The sequence below is a fragment of the Gilliamella apicola genome, from assembly GCF_000599985.1.
Classification (GTDB): domain Bacteria; phylum Pseudomonadota; class Gammaproteobacteria; order Enterobacterales; family Orbaceae; genus Gilliamella; species Gilliamella apicola.
The window spans coordinates 401,460-424,441 of record NZ_CP007445.1; the positions used below are offsets into that span (position 1 = coordinate 401,460).

Genomic DNA, 22,982 nt, shown 5'->3' on the forward strand with positions numbered 1-22,982 from the left:
AGTAGGAGTCATAAAATGTTAGAGATTCAAAAGCAGTATGTTGTCGATATGGCACAAAAATCTAGCGAATGGGGATTATGTAAACATAAAGCGGGTAACTCAAGTGTTAGAGATAAACAAACAGGGTATGTGCTTGTAACACCAACTACAATTGATAAAAAATTATTAACAGTTCGCGATATAGTGGTTATGGATCTTGACGCTAATGTTATTGAAGCTGATTCGGGATTAAGACCTACCAGTGAATGTTTAATGCATCTTGAAATTTATAAGGCGCGTGAGGATGTTTTTGCTATTTCACATACTCACTCTATTTTTGCCACTTCATTTGCCGTATTAGCAAGACCTATACCTGCCGTAGTTTATGAATGTGCTATCCTTAATTTAAAAGATGGTGTTATTCCTGTTGCGCCTTATGGTAGGCCTGGAACAACTGAACTGTCACACAGTGTGATTGAACCAATTAAGCGTGCTGATGCGATTTTAATGGAGAAACACGGGGCTATAGCTGTTGATAAAGATCCTTATGAAGCTGTTTTAAAAGCTGCTTATATTGAAGAAATGGCTGAAATTTATTATCACGCATTACTTATTAATGATGGTAAAGATCCTGGTGGTTTTCCACCCGAAGAGTTGCAAAGCTGGGCGTATCCTTCACAAATTAAATTTAAACACTAATGTTTGATATTCTCTAATTTTATAACGTAATAATTCAACATTACGTTATAAAATGCAGATGTTTTAATTTATTTTGATAATGTTAACTTATCGAATTTTTTTGTGTTGTTTAATAGTAGAATTTATAGGTTGTTTTTGTGGCTCAATGAGCTTGTAGAAATCCGCCGACGAACAGCGGATTTTGTTCTTTATTGTATTTTAATTTTATTGCATATGAATATAGTCATTCATGTATTTTAAAATAAATGCCATTGAAACTGCTCCAGGATCCATATGTCCAATAGTACGATCGCCTAAATTTTTAGCACGTCCAAATACCGCAACCATTTGTTTGGTTTTTTCTGCTCCTTCCATTGCTGATTTAGCAATTATTGGTAAAGCTTCATTGAGCGTAAGATTGGTTAATTCATTGGCTGATTTTGACGCTGCTGATAATGCATCAACCATCGTTTTATCGCCAGGCTCTGCGTTACCACGTTGATATACTCCTTGCCAACCGTCGTTAAGAAATTTTGCGAAGACTTCAGCATTTAATTCCATTGTGTTCACAATACTTTTTCCGCCAGTTCTAAATAATGTTCCAAATATAGCGCCCGAAGCACCGCCCATGCTTGTCATTAATTTTGTACCTATCTTAATAAAAAAATCGCCTATATCAGTAGGTTGAAATTTTTCATCTTGTAACAACTCAATAATAGATGCAAACCCTCGTTTCATTCCAATACCATGATCACCATCACCAACAATCTGATCTAACGCTGTTAATTCGGGTTCACTTTCGACCATTCTTTGAGCGGTAAATAACATCATTTTGCGTAGTTGTAATAAATTCATTCTATTTTCTCCATCCAAGCGTTTGACAAGGTAGATCATAAAGATGTTGCAATTCATCATCTAACTTCATTAGTGTGATTGAAAAACCTGACATTTCAAGTGATGTACAAAAATGTCCGACAGCAATATCGTGAATGATAATACCTCGGTTATTAAGTTCAATACCAACTTTGCGTGTTATCACTAATAGTTCTGTATTACTAAGAGCGCCTAAATTGTTGATCAGTACACACACACGATCATCTGTTTGGAAAGGTAAATCATCACATAGATGATGTATCATCTCTTTGACAACTTCATCACTTGATGTCATTGCTTGTCGCCGTAATCCAGCCTCACCATGAATGCCTATCCCAATTTCGATCTCATTTTCATCTAATTCAAAATTAAAATTATTTGATTGAGGTAAGGCGCATCCATCAAGTGCGACACCTATAGTACGAACATTAGCGTTAGCTTTTGCTACAACTTGATAAAGATTTTCAAGATTGTATTTTTCAAATTGAGAGGCAGCACCTGCAATTTTATATAAAAACATAATACCGGCTACACCACGGCGGTCAGATAGTTTGGATAAGGGAGCTGAGGCAATATCATCGGTTGCTCGAATAGTTTTAGTGACAATGTTTTCTTCTGCTAATATTTCGGCTGAAATATCAAAATTCATCCCGTCACCTGAATAATTACCATATAAAAAAAGCACACCATTACCATTTTCAGTCGCTTTGGTAAGTTCAATTATTTGGTCTGGTGATGGTGAAGTAAATACTTCTCCTAAAGCACAACCATCAATGCCTCCTTCACCAATAAAACCGGCAAAAGTTGGTTCATGACCACTACCACCACCCGAAATAACAACGACTTGTTCATTTGATATATGATTACCATAAACAGCACAATAATCAGGAATAGCTGTTAATTTACCATTATAGGCATACACCAATCCTTGCATAACTTCTTGTCTTACGTTATTTGGATCGTTAAGTAACTTTTTGGGTTTACGCATTGATTTTTCCTCTTCATTAATCATGTTTAACAATATTTATTGTAGGTAAAACTAAAAAGTCAAACGAATACATTTAATGACAAATAGTATCCTTATAATTGCGCATCATAGGGATCAATCACTTTCAACCACTTATTTAGCAAATACCATATTAGTTTGTAAAAAAGTTTCAGATTATGGGTATGTTTCAGTAAAAATAATATTTTAATTCAATAATATAAAGGTTATTTAAATTCGTTACATTGATATTAGAAAGATTTTTGTTAAGAAATTCTGATATAAATTGCTAACTTACATAATAAGGTTATAATCGTCTTTTTAAGCATGATGATTCAATCAATAGAGTAGAGAGTATGAGAAAACTTCGAGCGATCTTTACTGCATGCATTTTAATAAATATGCCAATTAATCAAGTATTATCTGAACCTAAAACGGATGAAATTTTAACTCAATCATCTAATGAATTCTTGCCAGAATTTCAGTTACCAGAGCAAAGCCAATTTTTTTCCGTTGATTTTAAGAAAACTGAATCTTTTAATTCTAATCATATCCAAAATTTCACTGATAATTATGTTGTGCTTTATAGTAGTGACTTGAGTGACGCACGAATTTTAATTATTAATGAAGTGGTTGCCAATGAACAAGAAGCCATGCAAATATTTCTTGGGCAAGCTAAAACACGTGGTAATCAAAAACCAGAAATCAAACTTTATAATAACGTGAAATATATTGATGGCATTGATTCCAACTTAAACAGACGTTATATCCTGATTCAACAATTTGATGAGGTTAACAGTTTAGTAACAATAAAATCTTTAGTTTATCGAATAAACGCTAAAAATAGTGATTTTTCTGATATTGTAAACCCTATTGAACCACAGCAACTGGTTAGTGAATTAATAAATTTTGCTAAATAATAATTAATGCTGGTATTAGTCATTTGACAAGCATTAATTACAATATTGGTTAAATGTTCTTACATTTATGAATGATGCAGTTTTTTATAAAAATCATTGATAGCTCTAAAATATATTTATTGAGTTACGACAAATACCAAAAGTGATGCAAAAATTATTAGAGTTAAAAATTCATTTATGATTTTTGCTTAGTTAATAGTAACCATTCACGAAGATTGGTTAACATATTGCGCTTGTATCTATGCGCTGTTAGTATGCTGACATAATTTGATTGATGAATGGTACTTATGCAAAACACATTTTCAAATTCTTATTTTCAACGTTTTAGCGGAATTGCGCGGTTATATGGTGAGTCTGCATTAGCTTCTTTTTCTCAGGCACATGTTTGTGTAATTGGTATTGGCGGAGTAGGCTCTTGGGTTGCTGAATCACTCGCGCGTAGTGGTATAGGGCAAATTACCTTAATTGATATGGATGATGTATGTGTAACCAATACTAATCGTCAGATTCACGCTTTAAAATCTAATATTGGCAAACCTAAAACATCCGTCATGGCCGAACGAATTTTGCAAATTAATCCTGAATGTATTGTCAATGAAATCGATGATTTTATTAATGTTGATAATGTTAGCCAATATTTGGGGACTAAACAAAATCCTCGTTATAATTATATTGTCGATGCGATCGATAGCGTTCGTGATAAAGCGGCTGTTCTTGCCTATTGTAAACGTCAAAAATTAAAAATTATTACAATAGGTGGAGCAGGAGGTCAAAAAGATCCTACGCAAATAAAAATTGCGGACTTAGCAAAAACCATTCAAGATCCTTTAGCTGCTAAATTACGCGAAAAATTAAAAAATGATTATAAATTAAGTAAGGACAGTAAAGGTAAATATTCAATTCCATGTGTATATTCTACTGAACAGCTGACTTATCCAACTAAAAATGGTCAGATTTGTTTTGCTAAAAATCAAGCAGACAGTAATAAAAAAATGGACTGTGAATCGGGATTTGGAGCGATAACAACGGTAACCGCAACGTTTGGTTTTGTTGCTGTCAGTTATGTATTGAACAAATTGTGTAACGTATAATTATCTTTCTTTCAATTTAAAAAAAATTCTACCTTTTTAAAATAAATATCTCTTAAAAGACAATTAAGTTTTGACTAAAGTAATTGTCTTTTTAGTTTTTATTGCAACTATTCTTCTTCATTTACATTTCGCTATGCCTAAATATATCTATTGATTTAAAAAAACAATCTTTTTTGCTCATATATTATTGTATAAAGCGCAAATCTGATTTACGATAATGCCAATTTCGTTTTGTATTATGTCTAAGCATTAAAAAGTTTCAAGGAAGACGCCAAACGATCCCAATTTATTTTTTATATTTCAAGGAGAAATCTATGGCAGTAACTAATATGAATGAGTTAAATGAGTTAATGGCTCGTGTGAAGAAAGCACAAGAAACTTATTCAAATTATACTCAAGAGCAAGTCGACAAAATCTTCGTAGCGGCAGCGACAGCCGCAGCCGCAGCTCGAATTCCTCTCGCACAACAAGCGGTTGCAGAGTCAGGAATGGGAATTGTTGAAGATAAAGTTATTAAAAATCTTTTTGCTGCAGAGTATATCTTAAATAAATATCGTCACGATAAAACTTGTGGCGTAGTGGCTGAAAATGAGCCATTTGGTACTATTACTTTAGCTGAACCTTTGGGTATCATTTGTGGTATCGTGCCAACTACAAACCCAACTTCTACTGCAATTTTTAAATCGTTAATCAGTTTAAAAACTCGTAATGCAATTGTCTTTTCACCTCACCCTCGAGCTAAAAAATCCACTATTGAAGCAGCTAAAATTGTATTAGATGCCGCAATTAAAGCTGGTGCACCTAAAGATATTATCGGTTGGATTGATGAGCCATCTATCGAATTATCTAATGCATTAATGCATCATGATGATGTTGCTGCTATTTTAGCGACAGGTGGACCAGGTATGGTAAAAGCTGCATACAGTTCTGGAAAACCAGCACTAGGTGTTGGGGCAGGTAATACACCGGTAATTATTGATGAAACTGCTGATTTAAGACGCGCGGTTGCTTCAGTACTGATGTCTAAAACTTTCGATAACGGTATGATTTGTGCGTCAGAACAAGCGATCGTTGTGGTTGACTCTGTTTATGATGAAGTTCGTAGTTTATTATCTGAATATGGTGCATATGTCTTAAATGCTAAAGAAACCAAAGCGGTACAAGGCATCATCTTAAACGATAAAGGTGCTTTAAATGCTAATATCGTTGGTCAACCAGCAGTTAAAATTGCAGAGTTAGCAGGATTTAAGGTTCCAGCAGGTTCAAAAGTACTTGTTGGTGAAGTAACTAAAGTTGATTTATCTGAGCCATTTGCGCATGAAAAACTTTCCCCTACTTTAGCAATGTTTAGAGCAAAAGATTTTGCTGAAGCGGTTGAAAAAGCTGAAAAATTAGTAGAAATGGGTGGTATGGGTCATACCTCTGTACTTTATACAGATCAAGATAGCAACCGTGACCGTATTGATTATTTCGGTAGTAAAATGAAAACTTGCCGTATTTTAATTAATCAGCCTGCAGCCCACGGTGGCATTGGTGATTTGTATAACTTTGATTTAGCGCCATCTTTAACATTAGGTTGTGGTTCTTGGGGTGGAAACTCGGTATCTGAAAATGTTGGACCGAAACACTTATTAAACAAAAAAACCATCGCTAAGAGAGCAGAAAACATGTTATGGCACAAATTACCAAGTTCTATCTATTTTAAACGAGGCTCACTTCCTGTTGCTTTAAGTGAAGTTGTTGAACAAGGCGCAAAACGAGTCTTCTTAGTAACCGATAAATTTTTATTTAACAATGGTTACTCAAAACAAATTACTGACCAATTAGAATCACAAGGCGTTATCTGCGAAACATTTTATGATGTTGAAGCCGACCCTACTTTAAGTGTGGTTCGAAAAGGTACTGCATCAATGACATCATTCCAACCTGATACTGTTATTGCTTTAGGTGGTGGTTCTCCAATGGATGCGGCTAAAATCATGTGGGTTCTTTATGAACATCCTGAAACAAAATTTGATGAGCTAGCATTACGCTTTATGGATATTCGTAAACGTACCTGTCATTTCCCTAATATGGGTAAAAAGGCGAAACTAATTTGTGTTACAACCACTTCTGGTACCGGTTCTGAAGTGACACCATTTGCTGTGGTTACTGATGATGCAACTGGTCAAAAATATCCTTTAGCTGATTATGCAATTACTCCAAACATGGCTATTGTTGATGCTAACTTAGTAATGAATATGCCAAAATCACTTTGTGCAGCTGGTGGTTATGATGCGGTAACCCATGCTTTAGAAGCTTATGTTTCAATTATGGCAACTGAGTTTTCTGATGGACAAGCATTACAAGCGTTAAGCATGCTTAAAGCTTATTTACCTGCAAGCTATAAAGAAGGCGCTAAAAACCCACAAGCACGCGAAAAAGTGCATAGTGCAGCAACATTAGCGGGTGTCGCTTTTGCTCAGGCATTTTTAGGTGTTTGTCACTCAATGGCGCATAAGATTGGTGCTGCATTCCATATCCCTCATGGCGTGGCAAATGCAATGTTAATTAGTAATGTAGTGCGTTTTAATGCAACCAATAAACCGACTAAACAAGGTACCTTTAGCCAATATGGTTATCCTCAAGCTGTTAGTCGTTATGCAGAGATAGCCGATCATTTAGGTTTAACTGCTGCAGCTGACAAAGATGAGAAGAAAGTTGAGAAATTAATTGGTTGGTTAGATCAATTAAGAAAAGAACTTGATATTCCATTCTCAATTAAAGAGTTTGGTGTGGATGAAAAAGCTTTCTTGGCGCAAGTGGATCAACTTGCTGTTGATGCATTTGATGACCAATGTACTGGTGCAAACCCACGTTATCCGCTCATTGCTGAATTAAAACAAATCCTACTTGATACATACTATGGTCGTGCATATCAAGATAAAGGTGATATTAGCGAAGATGTTGCTGTACATACAGCAGCCAAAGGCGTAGCAACTGCTAAGAAAAAAGCGTCAAGTAAGAAATAATCTAACATATTATTTTTGATTCAAAAAAAGCCTGAAATAGCCTATATTTCAGGCTTTTTTATGTTTTTTGATTTTTTTTTAAGCAAACAAAATAAAATTTGTTTTTTTTGCTTGCAAGGTTAAATGTTCTAGTACATAATGCGCAGCACTTAGGCCGGCTTAGCTCAGTAGGTAGAGCAACTGACTTGTAATCAGTAGGTCGCCAGTTCGATTCCGGCAGCCGGCACCATTTTCCTAAGTAGACAAATTAATAAAGATTCGGGGTGGGGTTCCCGAGCGGCCAAAGGGAGCAGACTGTAAATCTGCCGTGTCACACTTCGAAGGTTCGAATCCTTCCCCCACCACCATATAATCTAATATTAGCAATAGCTAATCGAAGCATTTAGGTAGCCGAGTTTGAACATGCGGGCATCGTATAATGGCTATTACCTCAGCCTTCCAAGCTGATGATGCGGGTTCGATTCCCGCTGCCCGCTCCAATTGCTGATATAGCTCAGTTGGTAGAGCGCACCCTTGGTAAGGGTGAGGTCGGCAGTTCAAATCTGCCTATCAGCACCATTCTTGTTATTCTCCTAAACTTCTAAAAATATCGAATTTGCCTGCTTTAAAGCTTGTCACTATACAGCTTTATCTGTTATTATTCAGAGCTAATTTTAAGTTAGTATTATGTTGATAATTAAATATGATACTTGGTTAATGTGGTGAATAACCACCGATTTGTATTACATTTGAGGGACAATCGATGTCTAAAGAAAAATTTGAACGTACAAAACCCCACGTTAACGTTGGTACAATCGGCCACGTTGACCATGGTAAAACAACTTTAACTGCAGCTATTACTTCTGTACTTTCTAAAAAATACGGCGGTCAAGCTCGTGCATTCGATCAAATCGATAACGCACCAGAAGAAAAAGCTCGTGGTATCACCATCAACACTTCACACGTTGAATACGATACACCAACTCGTCACTACGCACACGTAGACTGCCCAGGCCATGCTGACTATGTTAAAAACATGATCACTGGTGCGGCACAAATGGACGGCGCTATCTTAGTAGTAGCAGCAACAGATGGTCCTATGCCACAAACTCGTGAGCACATTCTTTTAGGTCGTCAAGTAGGTGTTCCTTACATCATCGTATTCTTAAACAAATGCGATATGGTTGATGATGAAGAATTATTAGAATTAGTTGAAATGGAAGTACGTGAACTTCTATCTCAATACGATTTCCCAGGTGATGACACACCAGTAATTCGTGGTTCAGCGCTTAAAGCGTTAGAAGGCGATGCAGAATGGGAAGAAAAAATTGTTGAATTAGCAAATGCATTAGACACCTACATTCCAGAACCAGAGCGTGACATTGATAAACCATTCTTATTACCAATCGAAGACGTATTCTCAATCTCAGGTCGTGGTACAGTAGTAACAGGTCGTGTAGAGCGCGGTGTAATCAAAACTGGTGAAGAAGTTGAAATCGTTGGTATCAAACCGACTACTAAAACAACTTGTACTGGTGTAGAAATGTTCCGTAAAATACTAGACGAAGGCCGCGCAGGTGAAAACGTTGGTATACTATTACGTGGTACAAAACGTGAAGAAATCGAACGTGGTCAAGTACTAGCAAAACCAGGTTCAATCACTCCACATACTGATTTTGAATCAGAAGTGTATATCCTAAGCAAAGATGAAGGTGGTCGTCATACTCCATTCTTCAAAGGCTACCGTCCACAGTTCTACTTCCGTACAACTGACGTAACTGGTACTATCGAATTACCAGAAGGCGTAGAGATGGTAATGCCAGGTGATAACATCAAAATGACAGTATCATTAATTCACCCAATCGCGATGGCAGACGGCTTACGTTTCGCTATCCGTGAAGGTGGTCGTACTGTTGGTGCTGGTGTTGTTGCTAAGGTTATTAAATAATCAAATTATTAGCCACCATAAAAAGGGTATCGTTTGATGCCCTTTCTTATCTGGTCTGTTTAGCAAAATGTTTTTAGTAAAAAGAGCATTTTGGAAAATAGATAATATTATAAATAACATAATCGTAGGTTTTATATGCTAGTAAGTAACGAGAGTCAAGATACAAATACTATTTTAGACAAACTCAAATGGGGTTTAGTTTTAGTATTGATTGCGTTTATTGTTTGGGGAAATTTTTATTTTGCTGAACCTAATGATATATATCAACCTAATACGATCGTTCGGATAATTGCCGTTGTTGTAATTTCTGCATTAACTTTGTTTATTGCATGCACAACAGGTAAAGGCAAATCCTTTATATTATTTTTACAAGAATCAAGAAAAGAATTAAGAAAGGTTGTATGGCCACCTCGTAAAGAAACGGTAAACACAACCTTAACAGTTGCCGCCATCACTGTGGTTGTTGGTTTAGCACTTTGGGGAATGGATTCTTTATTCCGTTCAATAGTCTTTTATTTAACATCAATAGGACGTTAATATGAGTGAAACACAACAAAAACGATGGTATGTTATTCAAGCTTATTCTGGTTATGAAGCACGTGTTGCACAATCATTACGTGAATATATAAAATTACATGATATGGAAGATTTATTTGGTGAAGTACTCGTACCTACTGAAGAAGTCGTTGAGATGAAAAGTGGCCAACGCCGTAAAAGTGAACGTAAATTCTTCCCAGGTTATGTTTTAGTCGAAATGATGATGAATGATGCGACTTGGCATTTGGTTAAAAGTGTACCAAGAACTATGGGGTTCATTGGTGGTACATCCGATAGACCAGCACCTATCAGTCAGCGCGAAGTTGATGCGATAATGAATCGTTTACAACAAGTGGGTGACAAACCTCGCCCTAAAACATTATTTGAACCAGGTGAACTTGTTCGTGTTAATGAAGGACCATTTGCCGACTTTAATGGTGTAGTTGAAGAAGTTGATTATGAAAAAAGCCGCTTAAAAGTATCGGTTTCAATTTTTGGTCGTTCTACACCAGTTGAACTTGATTTTAGCCAAGTAGAAAAAAGCTAAAATTTTTATTAGAGTTTATTTATTCTTTTACAAGTTAAAAAAAAATCACAGAATTAATTCTGTGATTTTTTTATTTACTAACCGAGCAGTAATATAACCATCATATTTTATTGCATTGATGCTAATTATCTTTTACTTCAAACTCTTCAAGTTGCTGCTGAACATCTAGCCATTTTAATTCAGTTTCTTCTAACTCGTTTTTCAATTGACTCTGTTTAAGGAGTAACTCAGTTAACTCTGATTTTTTATCGGCTTCATATACAATTGGATCGGCCAATTGTTGTTCAAGTGTTTGTAGTTGACTCGTTAATCGTGCAAGAATTTGTTCTTCTTTCTCAAGCTGTTTTTTCAACGGTTGCATTTGTGCACGACGTTCTGCTTCTTTACGCTTTTGTTCTTTACGATCTAAAGCCGAAACATTTTGAATAACTTCTTTCTTAATAACCTCTTTTTCGATTTTATCCTCTTGATCTATTGGTTGATTCTCTAATTTTTGTTCGTTAGAAAGCCACTTTTGATAATCTTCAAGATCACCGTCAAAGGGTTGAACTTTATGATCATGTACTAAGTAGAATTCATCAGTTGTTGATCGTAATAAATGACGATCATGCGACACGACCACTAATGCTCCTTCAAATCCGATAAGCGCTTCGGTGAGTGCTTGACGCATATCCAAATCTAAATGGTTAGTTGGTTCGTCTAATAAAAGTAGATTAGGTTTTTGCCATACAATTAAGGCCAAAACAAGACGAGCTTTTTCGCCACCAGAGAAAGTTTTTACTGGCTCTTTAACTTTATCACCATGAAAATCAAAACCACCTAAATAATTACGTAATAATTGTTCAGTATTTTTAGGATCAGCGATCCGAGACAGATGCCAAAGTGCTGATTCATCAGGACGTAAATATTCTAATTGATGTTGAGCAAAATAACCGAGCTGAACACCTTGAGCTAGGTTTATATGTCCCTCTTTAGGCGCAAGCTCGCCAGCCAGTAATTTAATTAAGGTTGATTTCCCTGCACCATTACGACCTAATAGGCCTATTCGTGAACCAGGTACTAAGTTTAGTTTAATCTGTTCCAACACAATGTTATCATCATAACCAGCGACAACTTTTTCCATCATCAATAGTGGACTTGGTAAAAATTCTGGTTTTTTGAAACTAAAATGGAAAGGATTATCAACATGAGCAGGAGCAATGAGTTCCATTCTCTCTAACATTTTTATCCGGCTCTGAGCCTGTTTAGCTTTGGTTGCTTTAGCTCTAAACCTATCAATATAACTTTGTAAATGTGCAACTTTAGCTTGTTGATTTTCATAAAGTGCTTGTTGTTGTGCAAGTTTAGCCGAGCGTTGGATTTCAAACGAAGAATAATTACCGGTATATTCAAATAAACTTTGTTGTTCAATATGTATAATTTTGTTGACCAATGGATCTAAAAAGTCACGGTCATGAGAAATTAAAATTAAGGTACCTTGATAATTGCTTAACCACTTTTCAAGCCATATTACAGCATCTAAATCAAGATGGTTGGTAGGTTCATCGAGTAACAATAAATCAGAACGGCACATTAAAGCTTGCGCCAAGTTTAAGCGCATACGCCAACCACCAGAATAGGATTTTACTGGTAATAATAATTGCTCATTAGAAAATCCCAAACCATGTAATAATGTGGCTGCTCTAGGACGAATTGTCCATGCATCAATATTGTCAAATTTTTCATGAACCAGTGCAATTTGATGCCCATCATCTTGCTGATTGGCTAGGTCTAACTGTTTTTCTAATTGGCGATACTCTCGATCACCATCAATAACATACTCAATAGCTGGTATATCTAATGCGGGGGTTTCTTGATTTACCCAAGCTAGTTGCCATTGGCTAGGATAAGTTAATGTACCAGCATCCGCTTCAATTTCACCTTTAATGAGTGAAAATAAAGTAGATTTGCCACTACCATTTTTACCTACTAATCCGACCTTTTGTTTAGGGTTAATTGTGGCAGAAGCTTTATCTAAGAGTATATTAACACCGCGACGAACTTGGATGGAATCAAATACTATCATGACTATGTCACCTATGATTCAATATAAAATGTGTTATGCTAACAAAAAATAATGCTTATGCAAAATTATAATAGGAAATTTAATATGGTAATGACTTCTTATTGCCTTACCCCTAAAATTGCACAACAGATTGTTGACAGAACCATGAAAATTATTGATTGTAATATCAATGTAATGAATGCCGACGGTTGTATTATTGGCAGTGGTGATTTAGAACGTATTGGGGAATTACATGAGGGCGCAATACTAGCTATATCGCAAAAAAGAGTTGTTTCAATTGATGGAACAATGGTTAAACGTCTTAAAGGCGTTAAACCTGGTATTAATCTACCATTAAAGCTTAATGATCGCATAGTCGGCGTTATTGGTTTAACGGGTGAGCCATCGGATATTAGGCAATTTGGTGAATTGGTCTGTATGTCAGCAGAAATGATGATGGAACAAACTCAATTATTACAAGAATTATCTTATGATAATCGTTTAAAAGAAGAATTAATTCTAACTTTAATTGAGAAAGAAGTTTTGCCTGAAAGTATGGTGCAATGGGTTAAACGATTAGATATTAATTTACAACTACCGCGTGTAGTGTGCATGATTGAAGTCGATAGCGGTCAATTAGGTATTGATACTGCAATGAGTGAATTACAGCATCTACAAAATCAAGTACAGCATGTGAGCAAACACAATTTAGTTGCGATTAAATCAATTACTGAGTTAGTTATTTTAATTCCTGCTTTAAATCGTTATGGGCGATGGGAATTATCGGAGCACAAAAAGAAATTAGAGCAATTAGTTATTACAATAAAAGAATCTACTCACTTAGATATTCGAATTTCATTGGGTAACTATTTTGAACAACATCCTTATCCGTTAGTTAAATCTTATCAAACCGCTAAAACAACTATGTTAATTGGCAAACAAAGAATGCCGAATATACGCAATTATTATTATCAAGAACTAATTCTTCCCGTTTTATTACATGGATTAAGTTATGATTGGCAAGCTGAAGAGTTATTATTACCTTTAAAAAAATTAAGGATGGGAGATAACAACGGAGTATTACAAAAAACATTGCAAACGTGGTTTAAAAATAATGTACAAAATGGTGATACTGCCAATGAGCTATTTATCCATCGCAATACTTTAGAATATCGACTGAATAAAATTGCTAAATTAACTGGTTTAAATCTAGCCAAATTTGATGATCGTCTATTATTGTATATTGGTTTACAACTCAATAGAAACGAATAAATTCTAAATACACTTCCTTATCATTTTATAATTAATGTGTATTTAGAATTATATTAAATAATATACTATATGTATTTTTAGTTTTTTATGTTACTGGTGCGGGATTGAAAATAGCCAGTGGATTGTATAATTTCCAATGATCTGACCATGGTTGTTTGCGACCACTTGCTACATCTAAAATTAAATGGAAAAGTCGCCACCCTATATCCTCAATGGTTGCCTGACCTAAAGCGATATCTCCTGCGCTAATATCAATAAGATCAAACCATTGCTCTGCAACAATATTACGGCTAGACATTTTTATGACGGGTACCATGGCCAATCCATACGGGGTTCCTCGGCCAGTCGTGAACACTTGTAATGTAATACCTGATGCTACTTGTTGTGCACCACAAACAAAATCACTAGCAGGGGTTGCAGCAAAAATTAATCCTTTTTTGGTAGGTCTTTGGCCAGGAGATAATACTTCAACAATTGGGCTTGTTCCTGATTTTGCAATAGATCCCATTGCCTTTTCAACTATGTTATTTAAACCACCTTTCTTATTTCCTGGCGTAGTGTTGGCACTACGGTCAACTTTTCCAGCAGCAAGATATTCATCGTACCATTGCATTTCTCTAATTAATGCCTTACCAACTTCCTCATCAATAGCTCTTGGTGTAAGTAAATGAATTCCATCACGAACTTCCGTTACTTCAGAAAACATAACCGTTGCACCACATCTCACTAATAAATCAGAAGCAAAGCCGACAGATGGATTTGATGTAACGCCTGAGAATGCATCACTACCACCACACTGCATCCCAACAATTAATTCTGATGCAGGCACCGTTTCTCGTTTGCGTTGATTTAAACGTTGTAAATGCTTTTCTGCAACACGCAAAATATGATCAACCATTGCTTTAAAACCATGTTCATCTTGCAAAGTAACAAGGTCATCATTTGCTAATTTTATCGGAATAGTATCATGTGTACCTTTAAGCAATCTTTCTGGCTGTAACTTTTCACATCCCAAACTAATAACCATAATTTCTCCACCGAAATTAGGATTCTTAGCTAAATTATGAATAGAACGAATTGGCACAATAGCCGCTGGAGCATCGATGGCAACACCACAACCATATAAATGAGTAAGTGGTACCACACCATCTACATTGGGGTATTTAGGTAACAAATCACGTTCAATGATTTTGGCAACATATTCAACAACTCCAGAAACACAATTAACACTCATGGTAATACCAAGTATGTTACGAGTGCCGACGGAGCCATCTTTATTACGATAACCTTCAAACGTATAACCTTCTAAAGGTGGCAATGGAGTCACTTTCTTAGTTGCTATTTCTAATTCATGTAATTCTGGGGCGGTGGGCATTTGTGTCACAGCTTCATTTATCCAGCTACCTTGTTTGATATCCCTTTTAGCGTAACCAATGGTTTCACCATAACGTACTATAGCTTGTCCTTGGTTGATATCATTTAATGCAACTTTATGCCCTTGAGGTACATCTTCAATCAATTGTAGTCCATTGTCAAAAATCGTACCTTTGGGTAATCCATTATTATTGACAACAATTGCAACATTATCAATTTCTTTAATTTTGATAAAGAGCGGCTTGTTAATTTGCTTCTCCATTACTCAACTCCCATTATGCTAATTAATTTTTATCAATATTTATTAATAGCAAATTAAATTTTATAACCTATTTAATAATCAATTTGTTATATCTTAAATCCTAATAAAATAAATAGCATTGTGCATATCCACAATTATTAGCATATAAATTGGCTAAATATCATAAAAATAACTATAAAAATAGTTTTATATCACAAAATTAGACCGTTTTATCAAAATTTTGTGAAGAAAGTAACATTTATATATGCATTTGCATATAAATAAATTTGATTATCATTATTATTTTGTAATTTTGCCCAATGAAATTTCATGATGAACCCTCCATACTTATCTACCATTAGTGGATTACTTAGAAATGTAAAAAGATCTATTTATTTTCTACTTCAGCTACATCTTTAATATTTAATAATTAACTGTGAGTTATCAGTTAGGAGCTAAACATGGAAATAAACAAAACCAAACAAAAAAGGACTAACGCCAGATGGATGACGGTCGTTTTTTTATTTATAGTTACAGCGATTAATTACGGCGATAGAGCAACATTAGGTATAGCTGGAAAAGCAATGTCGGGAGAATTAGGATTTGATGCAGCAGCCATGGGATGGGTGATGTCATCATTTGGTATTGCTTATGTAATAGGACAATTACCAGGAGGATGGTTACTAGATAGATTCGGTTCTAAACGAGTTTATTTTTTCAGTATTTTATTTTGGTCAATTTTCACCTTGTTACAAGGAACAGTACATTTTTTTATAGGTGCTTGGGCACTAGTTATGCTTTTTACTTTCCGATTTTTAATGGGGCTTGCTGAGGCGCCGTCATTCCCGGGCAATAGTCGGATTACTGCCGCGTGGTTTCCAGCTAAAGAAAGAGCAACAGCAGTTGCCATTTTTAACTCTGCACAATATTTTGCAACCGTTATTTTTGCACCAATTATGGGTTGGTTAACTCATGAGTATGGTTGGCAATCTGTATTCTTCTTTATGGGAGGATTGGGTATTTTTGTCAGTGCAATTACTTTGTTTGTTATTCGCAACCCTAAAGATCATCCTTTAGCTAATCAAGCTGAAGTTGATTATATTGTCGAGGGTGGTGCTTTAGTTGATATGGATCAGAAAAAAGACAATGGTAAACAAGAAGGTCCAAAATTAGGTTATTTATGGCAATTATTGACCAATAGAATGTTGCTTGGTGTTTATTTAGGTCAATATTGTATTAACTGTTTAACATTCTTCTTTATTACTTGGTTCCCTATTTATTTAGCAACACAACGTGGAATGAATATTAAAGAAGTAGGCTTTGCTGCTGCGGTTCCTGCTATTTGTGGCTTTATTGGTGGAATTAGTGGTGGGATTATTTCTGATTTCATTATGCGCAAAACCAATTCTTTATCAATAGCCCGTAAAACACCAATCATTTTAGGCATGCTATTTTCTATGACTATGATCATGTGTAATTACGTTGATTCAATTGGACTCGTTATTTTATTTATGTCGATGGCTTTCTTCGGCAAAGGTGTTGGTGCGTTAGGTTGGGCAGTAATGGCCGATACAGCACCAAAAGAAATGAGTGGTCTAGCGGGTGGCTTATTCAATATGTTTGGTAATGCATCAAGTATCATTTCTCCAATTATTATTGGTTATATTGTGGCATGGACAGGACGCTTTGAATGGGCATTGGTATTTGTTGCCGGTCATGCATTTGTTGCTGCTTTTAGTTATTTAGTTCTTGTTGGTCCAATTAAACGAATGGAATTAAAGAAAAAGGATTAAATAATAACAAAACAAATTTATGAAATGGAGAATCGTAATATGAATACTCAATCAGTGCCAATTATTACTTCAATGCAAGTTATACCTGTTGCAGGTTACGATAGTATGTTAATGAACATTGGTGGTGCTCACGGTCCATACTTTACCCGTAATATTGTTATATTAACGGATAGTGCTGGTCATGTTGGTGTTGGTGAGGCGCCTGGTGGTTCAACAATTGAAAATGCATTGAAGGAAGCTTGTGCACATGTTGAAGGTAGACCTATTTCGATTCTTAATCGTATCGTAAATGATATGCATCAAGGCTATTTAGATTCTGATTATGATACTTTTGGTAAAGGTGCATGGACATTTGAACTACGGGTTAATGCTGTAGCAGCTTTAGAATCAGCACTATTAGATTTAATGGGGCAATTTTTAAATGTGCCTGTGGCTGAACTATTGGGTGGTGGCAAACAAAGAGATGAAGTAACTGTTTTAGGCTATTTGTTTTATATTGGTGATGATAAGAAAACTGATTTGCCTTATGACCAGCCACTCAAAAACAGTCATGAATGGTACAACATTCGACGCCGTGAAGCGATGACAGTACAGTCGGTAATAGAATTAGCTGAAGTAGCAAAAGATCGCTATGGTTTTAAAGATTTCAAAATGAAAGGTGGTGTATTAGCTGGCGAAAAAGAGATTGAAACGGTCACTCAGCTAAAAAAACGTTTTTCAGATGCACGAATCACGATAGATCCTAATGGCGGTTGGTTACTGGACGACGCAATACGATTATGCAAAGGGCTTAACCATGTCCTGACTTATGCCGAAGACCCTTGTGGTGCAGAAAATGGTTATTCGGGACGAGAAGTAATGGCAGAGTTTCGTCGTGCCACTGGTCTACCAACAGCAACGAATATGGTTGCAACTAATTGGCGAGAAATGTGTCACTCAATTATGTTACAAGCCGTTGATATACCTTTAGCAGATCCGCATTTTTGGACTTTAACTGGTGCAAGTCGGGTTGCTCAGCTTTGTCATGAATGGGGATTAACTTGGGGTTGCCATTCTAATAATCATTTTGATATCTCTTTAGCGATGTTTAGTCATGTTGGCGCATCAGCACCAGGTAATCCAACTGCACTTGATACTCATTGGATATGGCAGGAAGGACAGGCCAGATTGACTAAAAACCCATTACAAATTAGCAATGGCAAAATTAAACTGCATGATAAACCGGGATTAGGCATTGAATTAGATATGCAACAAATTATGAATGCTCATGAATTACATAAAAAATTAGCAAATGGCGCACGTAATGATGCTATTGCAATGCAGTATTTAATTCCTAGTTGGCAGTTTGATCGTAAACGACCTTGCATGGTTCGTTAAAACAGAATTAGAGAAATACAATAAATTTAAGAGGTTAATATTATGAGTTTATCAACGCCAATTATAACGGAAATGAATGTTTATCCAGTCGCTGGATATGACAGTATGCTACTTAATTTAAGTGGTGCACATTCACCGTATTTTACTCGGAATATTGTTATCCTAAAAGATAACTCAGGCAACATTGGTGTCGGCGAAGTACCGTGCGTCGGAACGGTTACTAAAACATTAGAAGATGCTAAATCATTAGTTGTTGGTCAATCTATTGGCCAATACAAAAATGTGATGAATCGAGTGCGCCTTCAATTTGCTGATCGTGATGTCGGTGGTCGAGGCAATCAGACATTTGATCAACGCTCAACAATTCACGTTGTTACTGCGATTGAAGCAGCAATGTTAGATCTGCTTGGTAAACATTTAGGTGTCACAGTCGCATCATTACTTGGCGATGGTCAACAACGTGATGAAGTGGAAATGTTAGGATACTTATTTTATGTCGGTGATCGCAACAAAACAGATTTACCTTATCAAAGTCAGAATGATGAAAAATGTGATTGGTATCGCTTACGACATGAAGAGGCACTAACACCTGAAAAAATTGCACAATTAGCTGAAGCTACTTATGAAAAATATGGTTTCCGCGATTTTAAATTAAAAGGCGGTGTTTTATCAGCAGAAGATGAAGCAGAAGCAGTAATAGCAATTAAAAAGAAATTCCCAGATGCTCGAGTAACGCTTGACCCTAACGGAGGATGGTTATTAGAGGAAGCGATTCGTATCGGTAAATATTTGAAAAATACTTTGGCATATGCAGAGGATCCTTGTGGTGCTGAACAAGGTTATTCAGGGCGAGAAGTCATGGCTGAGTTTCGACGAGCCACTGGTTTACCGACTGCGACTAATATGATTGCAACAGATTGGCGTCAAATGAGCCATACATTATCGTTACAATCTGTTGATATTCCATTAGCTGATCCACACTTTTGGACCATGAATGGCTCAGTCCGTGTTGCGCAAATGTGTCATGAATTTGGTTTAACATGGGGTTCACATTCTAATAACCATTTTGATATCTCGTTGGCGATGTTCACACATGTTGGCGCAGCTGCACCAGGTAACCCAACAGCACTTGATACCCATTGGATTTGGCAGGAAGGTAACCAACGTTTGACTAAAGAACCATTACAAATTATCAATGGTAAAATTAAGGTTCCTGAAAAACCAGGATTAGGCATTGAAATTGATATGGATCAAGTAATGAAAGCTCATGAGTTATTTAAGAAAATGGGTCTTGGTAACCGAAATGATGCAATGGCCATGCAATATTTAATTCCTGGCTGGCAGTTTGATAATAAAAAACCATGTTTGGTTAGATAATTGAACTATTATTATCAAAAATAACTCGAGAATTTAAAAGGTAAATTATGAAAAAAATAACCTGCCACAACCAATTTAAGCAAGATATGTTAGAACGTAAAAAACTTATTGGTTGTTGGGCTGCTTTAGGAAATCCAATTTCAACAGAAATACTTGGTTTAGCTGGTTTTGATTGGTTGTTACTTGATGGAGAACATGCCATTAATGATGTTACGACATTTGTACCACAATTAATGGCATTAAAAGATAGCATTAGCGCACCGGTTGTTCGTCCAGCTTGCAATGATCAAGTATTAATTAAAAGATTACTTGATATCGGATTTTACAACTTTTTAATCCCTTATATAGAAACAGTCGAGCAAGCTAAACAAGCTGTATCTTATACTCGTTATCCACCAGAAGGTTTAAGAGGTGTTTCCGTTGCTCACCGTAGTAATGCATTTGGAACAATTCCGGATTATTTCACTAAAATTAATCAAAATATTTGTGTAATGGTACAAATTGAAACTCAACAATCAGTTGATAATGTTGAAGCAATCACTGCAGTTAATGGTATTGATGGTATTTTTGTTGGACCAAGTGATTTATCTGCTTCACTAGGACATTTTGGAAATCCTAAACATCCCGAGGTGCAAACTGCAATAAAACATGTTTTTGAGGTGGCTAAAGCACAAGGTAAAGCATGTGGAATTTTAGCACCGATTGAAGCAGATGCTCATCATTATATTGAAATGGGTGCAACATTCGTAGCGGTTGGTAGTGATCTTAGTTTGTTAAGAAACTCAACTCAAGCATTAGCAGATAAGTTTTTAAAGTAACTAGTACTAGTTTAATTGTAAAAAAGGAGAGTAAAATGAAAATTGGTTTTATTGGTTTAGGTATTATGGGTAAACCGATGAGCAAAAACCTGTTAAAAGCGGGTTATTCATTAGTAGTGTGTGATAAAAATCAATCATCAGTTGATGAAGTTGTTGCTGCTGGAGCACAAAGTGCTGTAAATGCAAAAGAAGTTGCTCAACTCTGTGACGTTATAATTACTATGTTACCTAATTCACCACATGTAAAAGAAGTTGTTTTAGGCGAAAATGGTATAATTGATGGTGCTAAACTAGGTACTACTATCATAGATATGAGTTCAATTGCACCTTTAGCAAGTCGTGAAATTCATGATGAAGTTGTTAAAAAAGGCTTGGCAATGTTAGATGCGCCTGTTAGTGGTGGAGAACCAAAAGCAATTGATGGCACATTATCTGTTATGGTGGGAGGAGATAAAACTATCTTTGATAAACATTATGACATAATGAAAGCTATGGCAGGTTCAGTTGTTTACACAGGTGAAATTGGAGCTGGAAATGTCACTAAATTAGCAAATCAAGTAATTGTTGCTTTGAATATTGCAGCTATGTCTGAGGCATTAGTATTAGCAACTAAAGCTGGTGTAAATCCTGAATTAGTTTATCAAGCAATTCGTGGAGGATTAGCTGGAAGTACGGTATTAGATGCTAAAGCGCCAATGGTTTTAAATCGTAACTTTAAACCAGGTTTTAGAATTGATTTACATATTAAGGATTTACAAAATGCTTTAGATACTTCTCACGGTGTTGGTACATCATTACCATTAACTGCAGCTGTAATGGAAATGATGCAAGCCCTTAAAACTGATGGTATGGGAGAATGCGATCATAGTGCTTTAGCGCGTTACTATGAGAGCTTAGCGAAAATAGAAATTAAATAATAAGGTTAAAATTGAGTATGGTGACATACTCAATAACTTTGACTAATTCCATAAGGATAGATATGAAAATTGTCATCGCTCCTGATTCTTTTAAAGAAAGCCTAAGTGCTATTGAAGTTGCTAATATAATTAAAAACGGATTTTTAAACGTTTACCCACAGGCTGAATATTTTTTAATTCCAGTTGCTGATGGAGGAGAGGGAACTGTTGATGCAATGGTTGATGCATTAAATGGTAATAAAATCACAGTATCTATTACTGATCCATTAGGCGAAAAAGGTTTTGCTTTTTATGGTATTTCAGGAGATGGACAAACAGCTGTGATAGAAATGGCTTCAGCAAGTGGCCTTGAGCGTGTACCTGTGAGTAAACGAGATGCTAAAATTACTACCTCATATGGTACGGGAGAATTAATCAAAGATGCTCTCGATAAGGGTTGTAAAAAATTTATCATTGGTATAGGTGGTAGTGCAACTAATGACGGCGGTGCTGGAATGTTGCAAGCATTAGGTGTTAAACTTTTAAATAAATATGGTAATCAAATCGGTTATGGCGGTATTTCATTAAGTGAACTTGATAAAATTGACATTAGTGAAATTGATCATCGAATTAAAGATTGTGATTTTGAAGTTGCTTGTGATGTTACTAATCCGTTAACGGGTGAAAATGGAGCTTCATTTATATTTGGACCACAAAAAGGAGCATCACTCGCCGATGTTCATTTACTTGATAAAAATCTTAAACATTTTGCCCAAATAATAAAAAATAGTTTTAATATCGATATTGAATCTACTCCAGGAACAGGTGCTGCAGGTGGAATGGGAGCAGCTTTATTAGCGTTTATGAATGCTAAACTAAAACCAGGAATTGAAATTATTACTGAAACTTTAAATTTAGATAGGCTTATTTCGAATGCCGATTTAGTTATTACGGGTGAAGGACGATTAGATTATCAAAGTATCAATGGTAAGGTCCCTGTAGGCGTTGCCCGTATTGCTCAAAAATATCAAAAACCAGTTATAGCAATTGTTGGAAGTTTAGGTGATAAAGCAGAAACCATTTATCCTTATGGGATTAATGCAATGTTTAGCATTTTAAGTAAAGTTGCTACTTTATCCGAAGTTCTAGAACCTGCGGTAGCAAGAGCAAATCTTTTTCAGACATCAATGAATATTGCCCTAACACTTAAATTAGGAAATACCCTTAAATAGCTTATAAATA

At 35.7% G+C, this 22,982-nt stretch carries 18 protein-coding genes and 4 tRNA genes; 18 read left to right on the plus strand and 4 right to left on the minus strand.

The genetic code is table 11. From position 1 onward, the window contains the following. Nucleotides 1-15 precede the first annotated feature (15 nt). Nucleotides 16-678 (plus strand): class II aldolase/adducin family protein, encoded by a 663-nt coding sequence (locus GAPWK_RS01905; protein WP_025314608.1) that lies wholly within the window; start codon nt 16-18, stop codon nt 676-678. A gap of 204 nt (nt 679-882) precedes the next feature. Here the strand turns inward: GAPWK_RS01905 and dhaL are convergent, their stop codons facing one another. Beyond that, a complete protein-coding gene (dhaL, locus tag GAPWK_RS01910; protein ID WP_025314609.1) occupies nt 883-1,512 on the minus strand; it encodes a dihydroxyacetone kinase subunit DhaL in 630 nt (209 codons plus the stop codon). A gap of 1 nt (nt 1,513) precedes the next feature. Further along, the gene (locus GAPWK_RS01915; RefSeq protein WP_025314610.1) at nt 1,514-2,518 is read right to left on the minus strand and encodes a dihydroxyacetone kinase subunit DhaK; all 1,005 of its coding nucleotides are present in this window, start codon (nt 2,516-2,518) and stop codon (nt 1,514-1,516) included. A gap of 353 nt (nt 2,519-2,871) precedes the next feature. On the opposite strand from GAPWK_RS01915, the gene GAPWK_RS01920 reads away from it, so the two are divergent. From GAPWK_RS01920 to nusG, 10 genes are all read left to right on the plus strand, one after another. Continuing rightward, on the plus strand, nt 2,872-3,435 hold the full coding sequence (locus GAPWK_RS01920; protein ID WP_025314611.1) for a hypothetical protein: 564 nt from the start codon (nt 2,872-2,874) through the stop codon (nt 3,433-3,435). A 287-nt stretch (nt 3,436-3,722) separates the two neighbouring features. Continuing rightward, a complete protein-coding gene (gene tcdA, locus GAPWK_RS01925; protein ID WP_025314612.1) occupies nt 3,723-4,526 on the plus strand; it encodes a tRNA cyclic N6-threonylcarbamoyladenosine(37) synthase TcdA in 804 nt (267 codons plus the stop codon). A gap of 314 nt (nt 4,527-4,840) precedes the next feature. Then, nucleotides 4,841-7,537, plus strand: coding sequence for a bifunctional acetaldehyde-CoA/alcohol dehydrogenase (adhE, locus tag GAPWK_RS01930; protein ID WP_025314613.1), 2,697 nt, complete (start codon nt 4,841-4,843; stop codon nt 7,535-7,537). A 153-nt stretch (nt 7,538-7,690) separates the two neighbouring features. Next, nucleotides 7,691-7,766: transfer RNA gene (locus GAPWK_RS01935), tRNA-Thr, on the plus strand. Nucleotides 7,767-7,799: 33 nt separating this feature from the next. Next, nucleotides 7,800-7,884 (plus strand) — tRNA-Tyr (locus GAPWK_RS01940). Between the two features lie 57 nt (nt 7,885-7,941). Further along, nucleotides 7,942-8,016: transfer RNA gene (locus GAPWK_RS01945), tRNA-Gly, on the plus strand. 3 nt (nt 8,017-8,019) lie between these two features. Continuing rightward, nucleotides 8,020-8,095 (plus strand) — tRNA-Thr (locus GAPWK_RS01950). A 184-nt stretch (nt 8,096-8,279) separates the two neighbouring features. Further along, nucleotides 8,280-9,464, plus strand: a complete 1,185-nt coding sequence (gene tuf, locus GAPWK_RS01955) for an elongation factor Tu (protein ID WP_025314614.1) — start codon at nt 8,280-8,282, stop codon at nt 9,462-9,464. Between the two features lie 135 nt (nt 9,465-9,599). Further along, nucleotides 9,600-10,001 (plus strand): preprotein translocase subunit SecE, encoded by a 402-nt coding sequence (secE, locus tag GAPWK_RS01960; protein WP_025314615.1) that lies wholly within the window; start codon nt 9,600-9,602, stop codon nt 9,999-10,001. Nucleotide 10,002: 1 nt separating this feature from the next. Continuing rightward, the gene (nusG, locus tag GAPWK_RS01965; protein WP_025314616.1) at nt 10,003-10,548 is read left to right on the plus strand and encodes a transcription termination/antitermination protein NusG; all 546 of its coding nucleotides are present in this window, start codon (nt 10,003-10,005) and stop codon (nt 10,546-10,548) included. Nucleotides 10,549-10,669: 121 nt separating this feature from the next. Here nusG and GAPWK_RS01970 read toward each other — a convergent pair whose 3' ends face one another. After that, the gene (locus GAPWK_RS01970; protein WP_025314617.1) at nt 10,670-12,613 is read right to left on the minus strand and encodes an ABC transporter ATP-binding protein; all 1,944 of its coding nucleotides are present in this window, start codon (nt 12,611-12,613) and stop codon (nt 10,670-10,672) included. Nucleotides 12,614-12,703: 90 nt separating this feature from the next. Here GAPWK_RS01970 and GAPWK_RS01975 point away from each other — a divergent pair, with 90 nt between their 5' ends. Further along, the gene (locus GAPWK_RS01975) at nt 12,704-13,864 is read left to right on the plus strand and encodes a sugar diacid recognition domain-containing protein (protein WP_025314618.1); all 1,161 of its coding nucleotides are present in this window, start codon (nt 12,704-12,706) and stop codon (nt 13,862-13,864) included. Nucleotides 13,865-13,949: 85 nt separating this feature from the next. On the opposite strand, the gene garD is transcribed toward GAPWK_RS01975, so the two are convergent. Continuing rightward, nucleotides 13,950-15,488 carry a galactarate dehydratase gene (garD, locus tag GAPWK_RS01980; protein ID WP_025314619.1) on the minus strand — a complete coding sequence of 513 codons (1,539 nt, stop codon included), beginning with the start codon at nt 15,486-15,488 and terminating at the stop codon, nt 13,950-13,952. A gap of 452 nt (nt 15,489-15,940) precedes the next feature. Between garD and GAPWK_RS01985 the strand changes: the two genes are divergently transcribed. The 6 genes from GAPWK_RS01985 (at nt 15,941) to GAPWK_RS02010 (ending at nt 22,972) form a co-directional block, all read left to right on the plus strand. Continuing rightward, complete coding sequence (locus tag GAPWK_RS01985; protein WP_025314620.1) at nt 15,941-17,272, plus strand: MFS transporter; 1,332 nt, start codon at nt 15,941-15,943, stop codon at nt 17,270-17,272. 39 nt (nt 17,273-17,311) lie between these two features. After that, on the plus strand, nt 17,312-18,649 hold the full coding sequence (locus GAPWK_RS01990) for an enolase C-terminal domain-like protein (RefSeq protein WP_025314621.1): 1,338 nt from the start codon (nt 17,312-17,314) through the stop codon (nt 18,647-18,649). A 42-nt stretch (nt 18,650-18,691) separates the two neighbouring features. Then, nucleotides 18,692-20,026 carry a glucarate dehydratase gene (gene gudD / locus GAPWK_RS01995; RefSeq protein WP_025314622.1) on the plus strand — a complete coding sequence of 445 codons (1,335 nt, stop codon included), beginning with the start codon at nt 18,692-18,694 and terminating at the stop codon, nt 20,024-20,026. Between the two features lie 47 nt (nt 20,027-20,073). Beyond that, complete coding sequence (garL, locus tag GAPWK_RS02000) at nt 20,074-20,844, plus strand: 2-dehydro-3-deoxyglucarate aldolase (protein ID WP_025314623.1); 771 nt, start codon at nt 20,074-20,076, stop codon at nt 20,842-20,844. Nucleotides 20,845-20,858: 14 nt separating this feature from the next. Further along, complete coding sequence (gene garR / locus GAPWK_RS02005; protein ID WP_330981645.1) at nt 20,859-21,761, plus strand: 2-hydroxy-3-oxopropionate reductase; 903 nt, start codon at nt 20,859-20,861, stop codon at nt 21,759-21,761. Nucleotides 21,762-21,823: 62 nt separating this feature from the next. Then, nucleotides 21,824-22,972, plus strand: a complete 1,149-nt coding sequence (locus GAPWK_RS02010; RefSeq protein WP_025314625.1) for a glycerate kinase — start codon at nt 21,824-21,826, stop codon at nt 22,970-22,972. Nucleotides 22,973-22,982 lie beyond the last annotated feature (10 nt).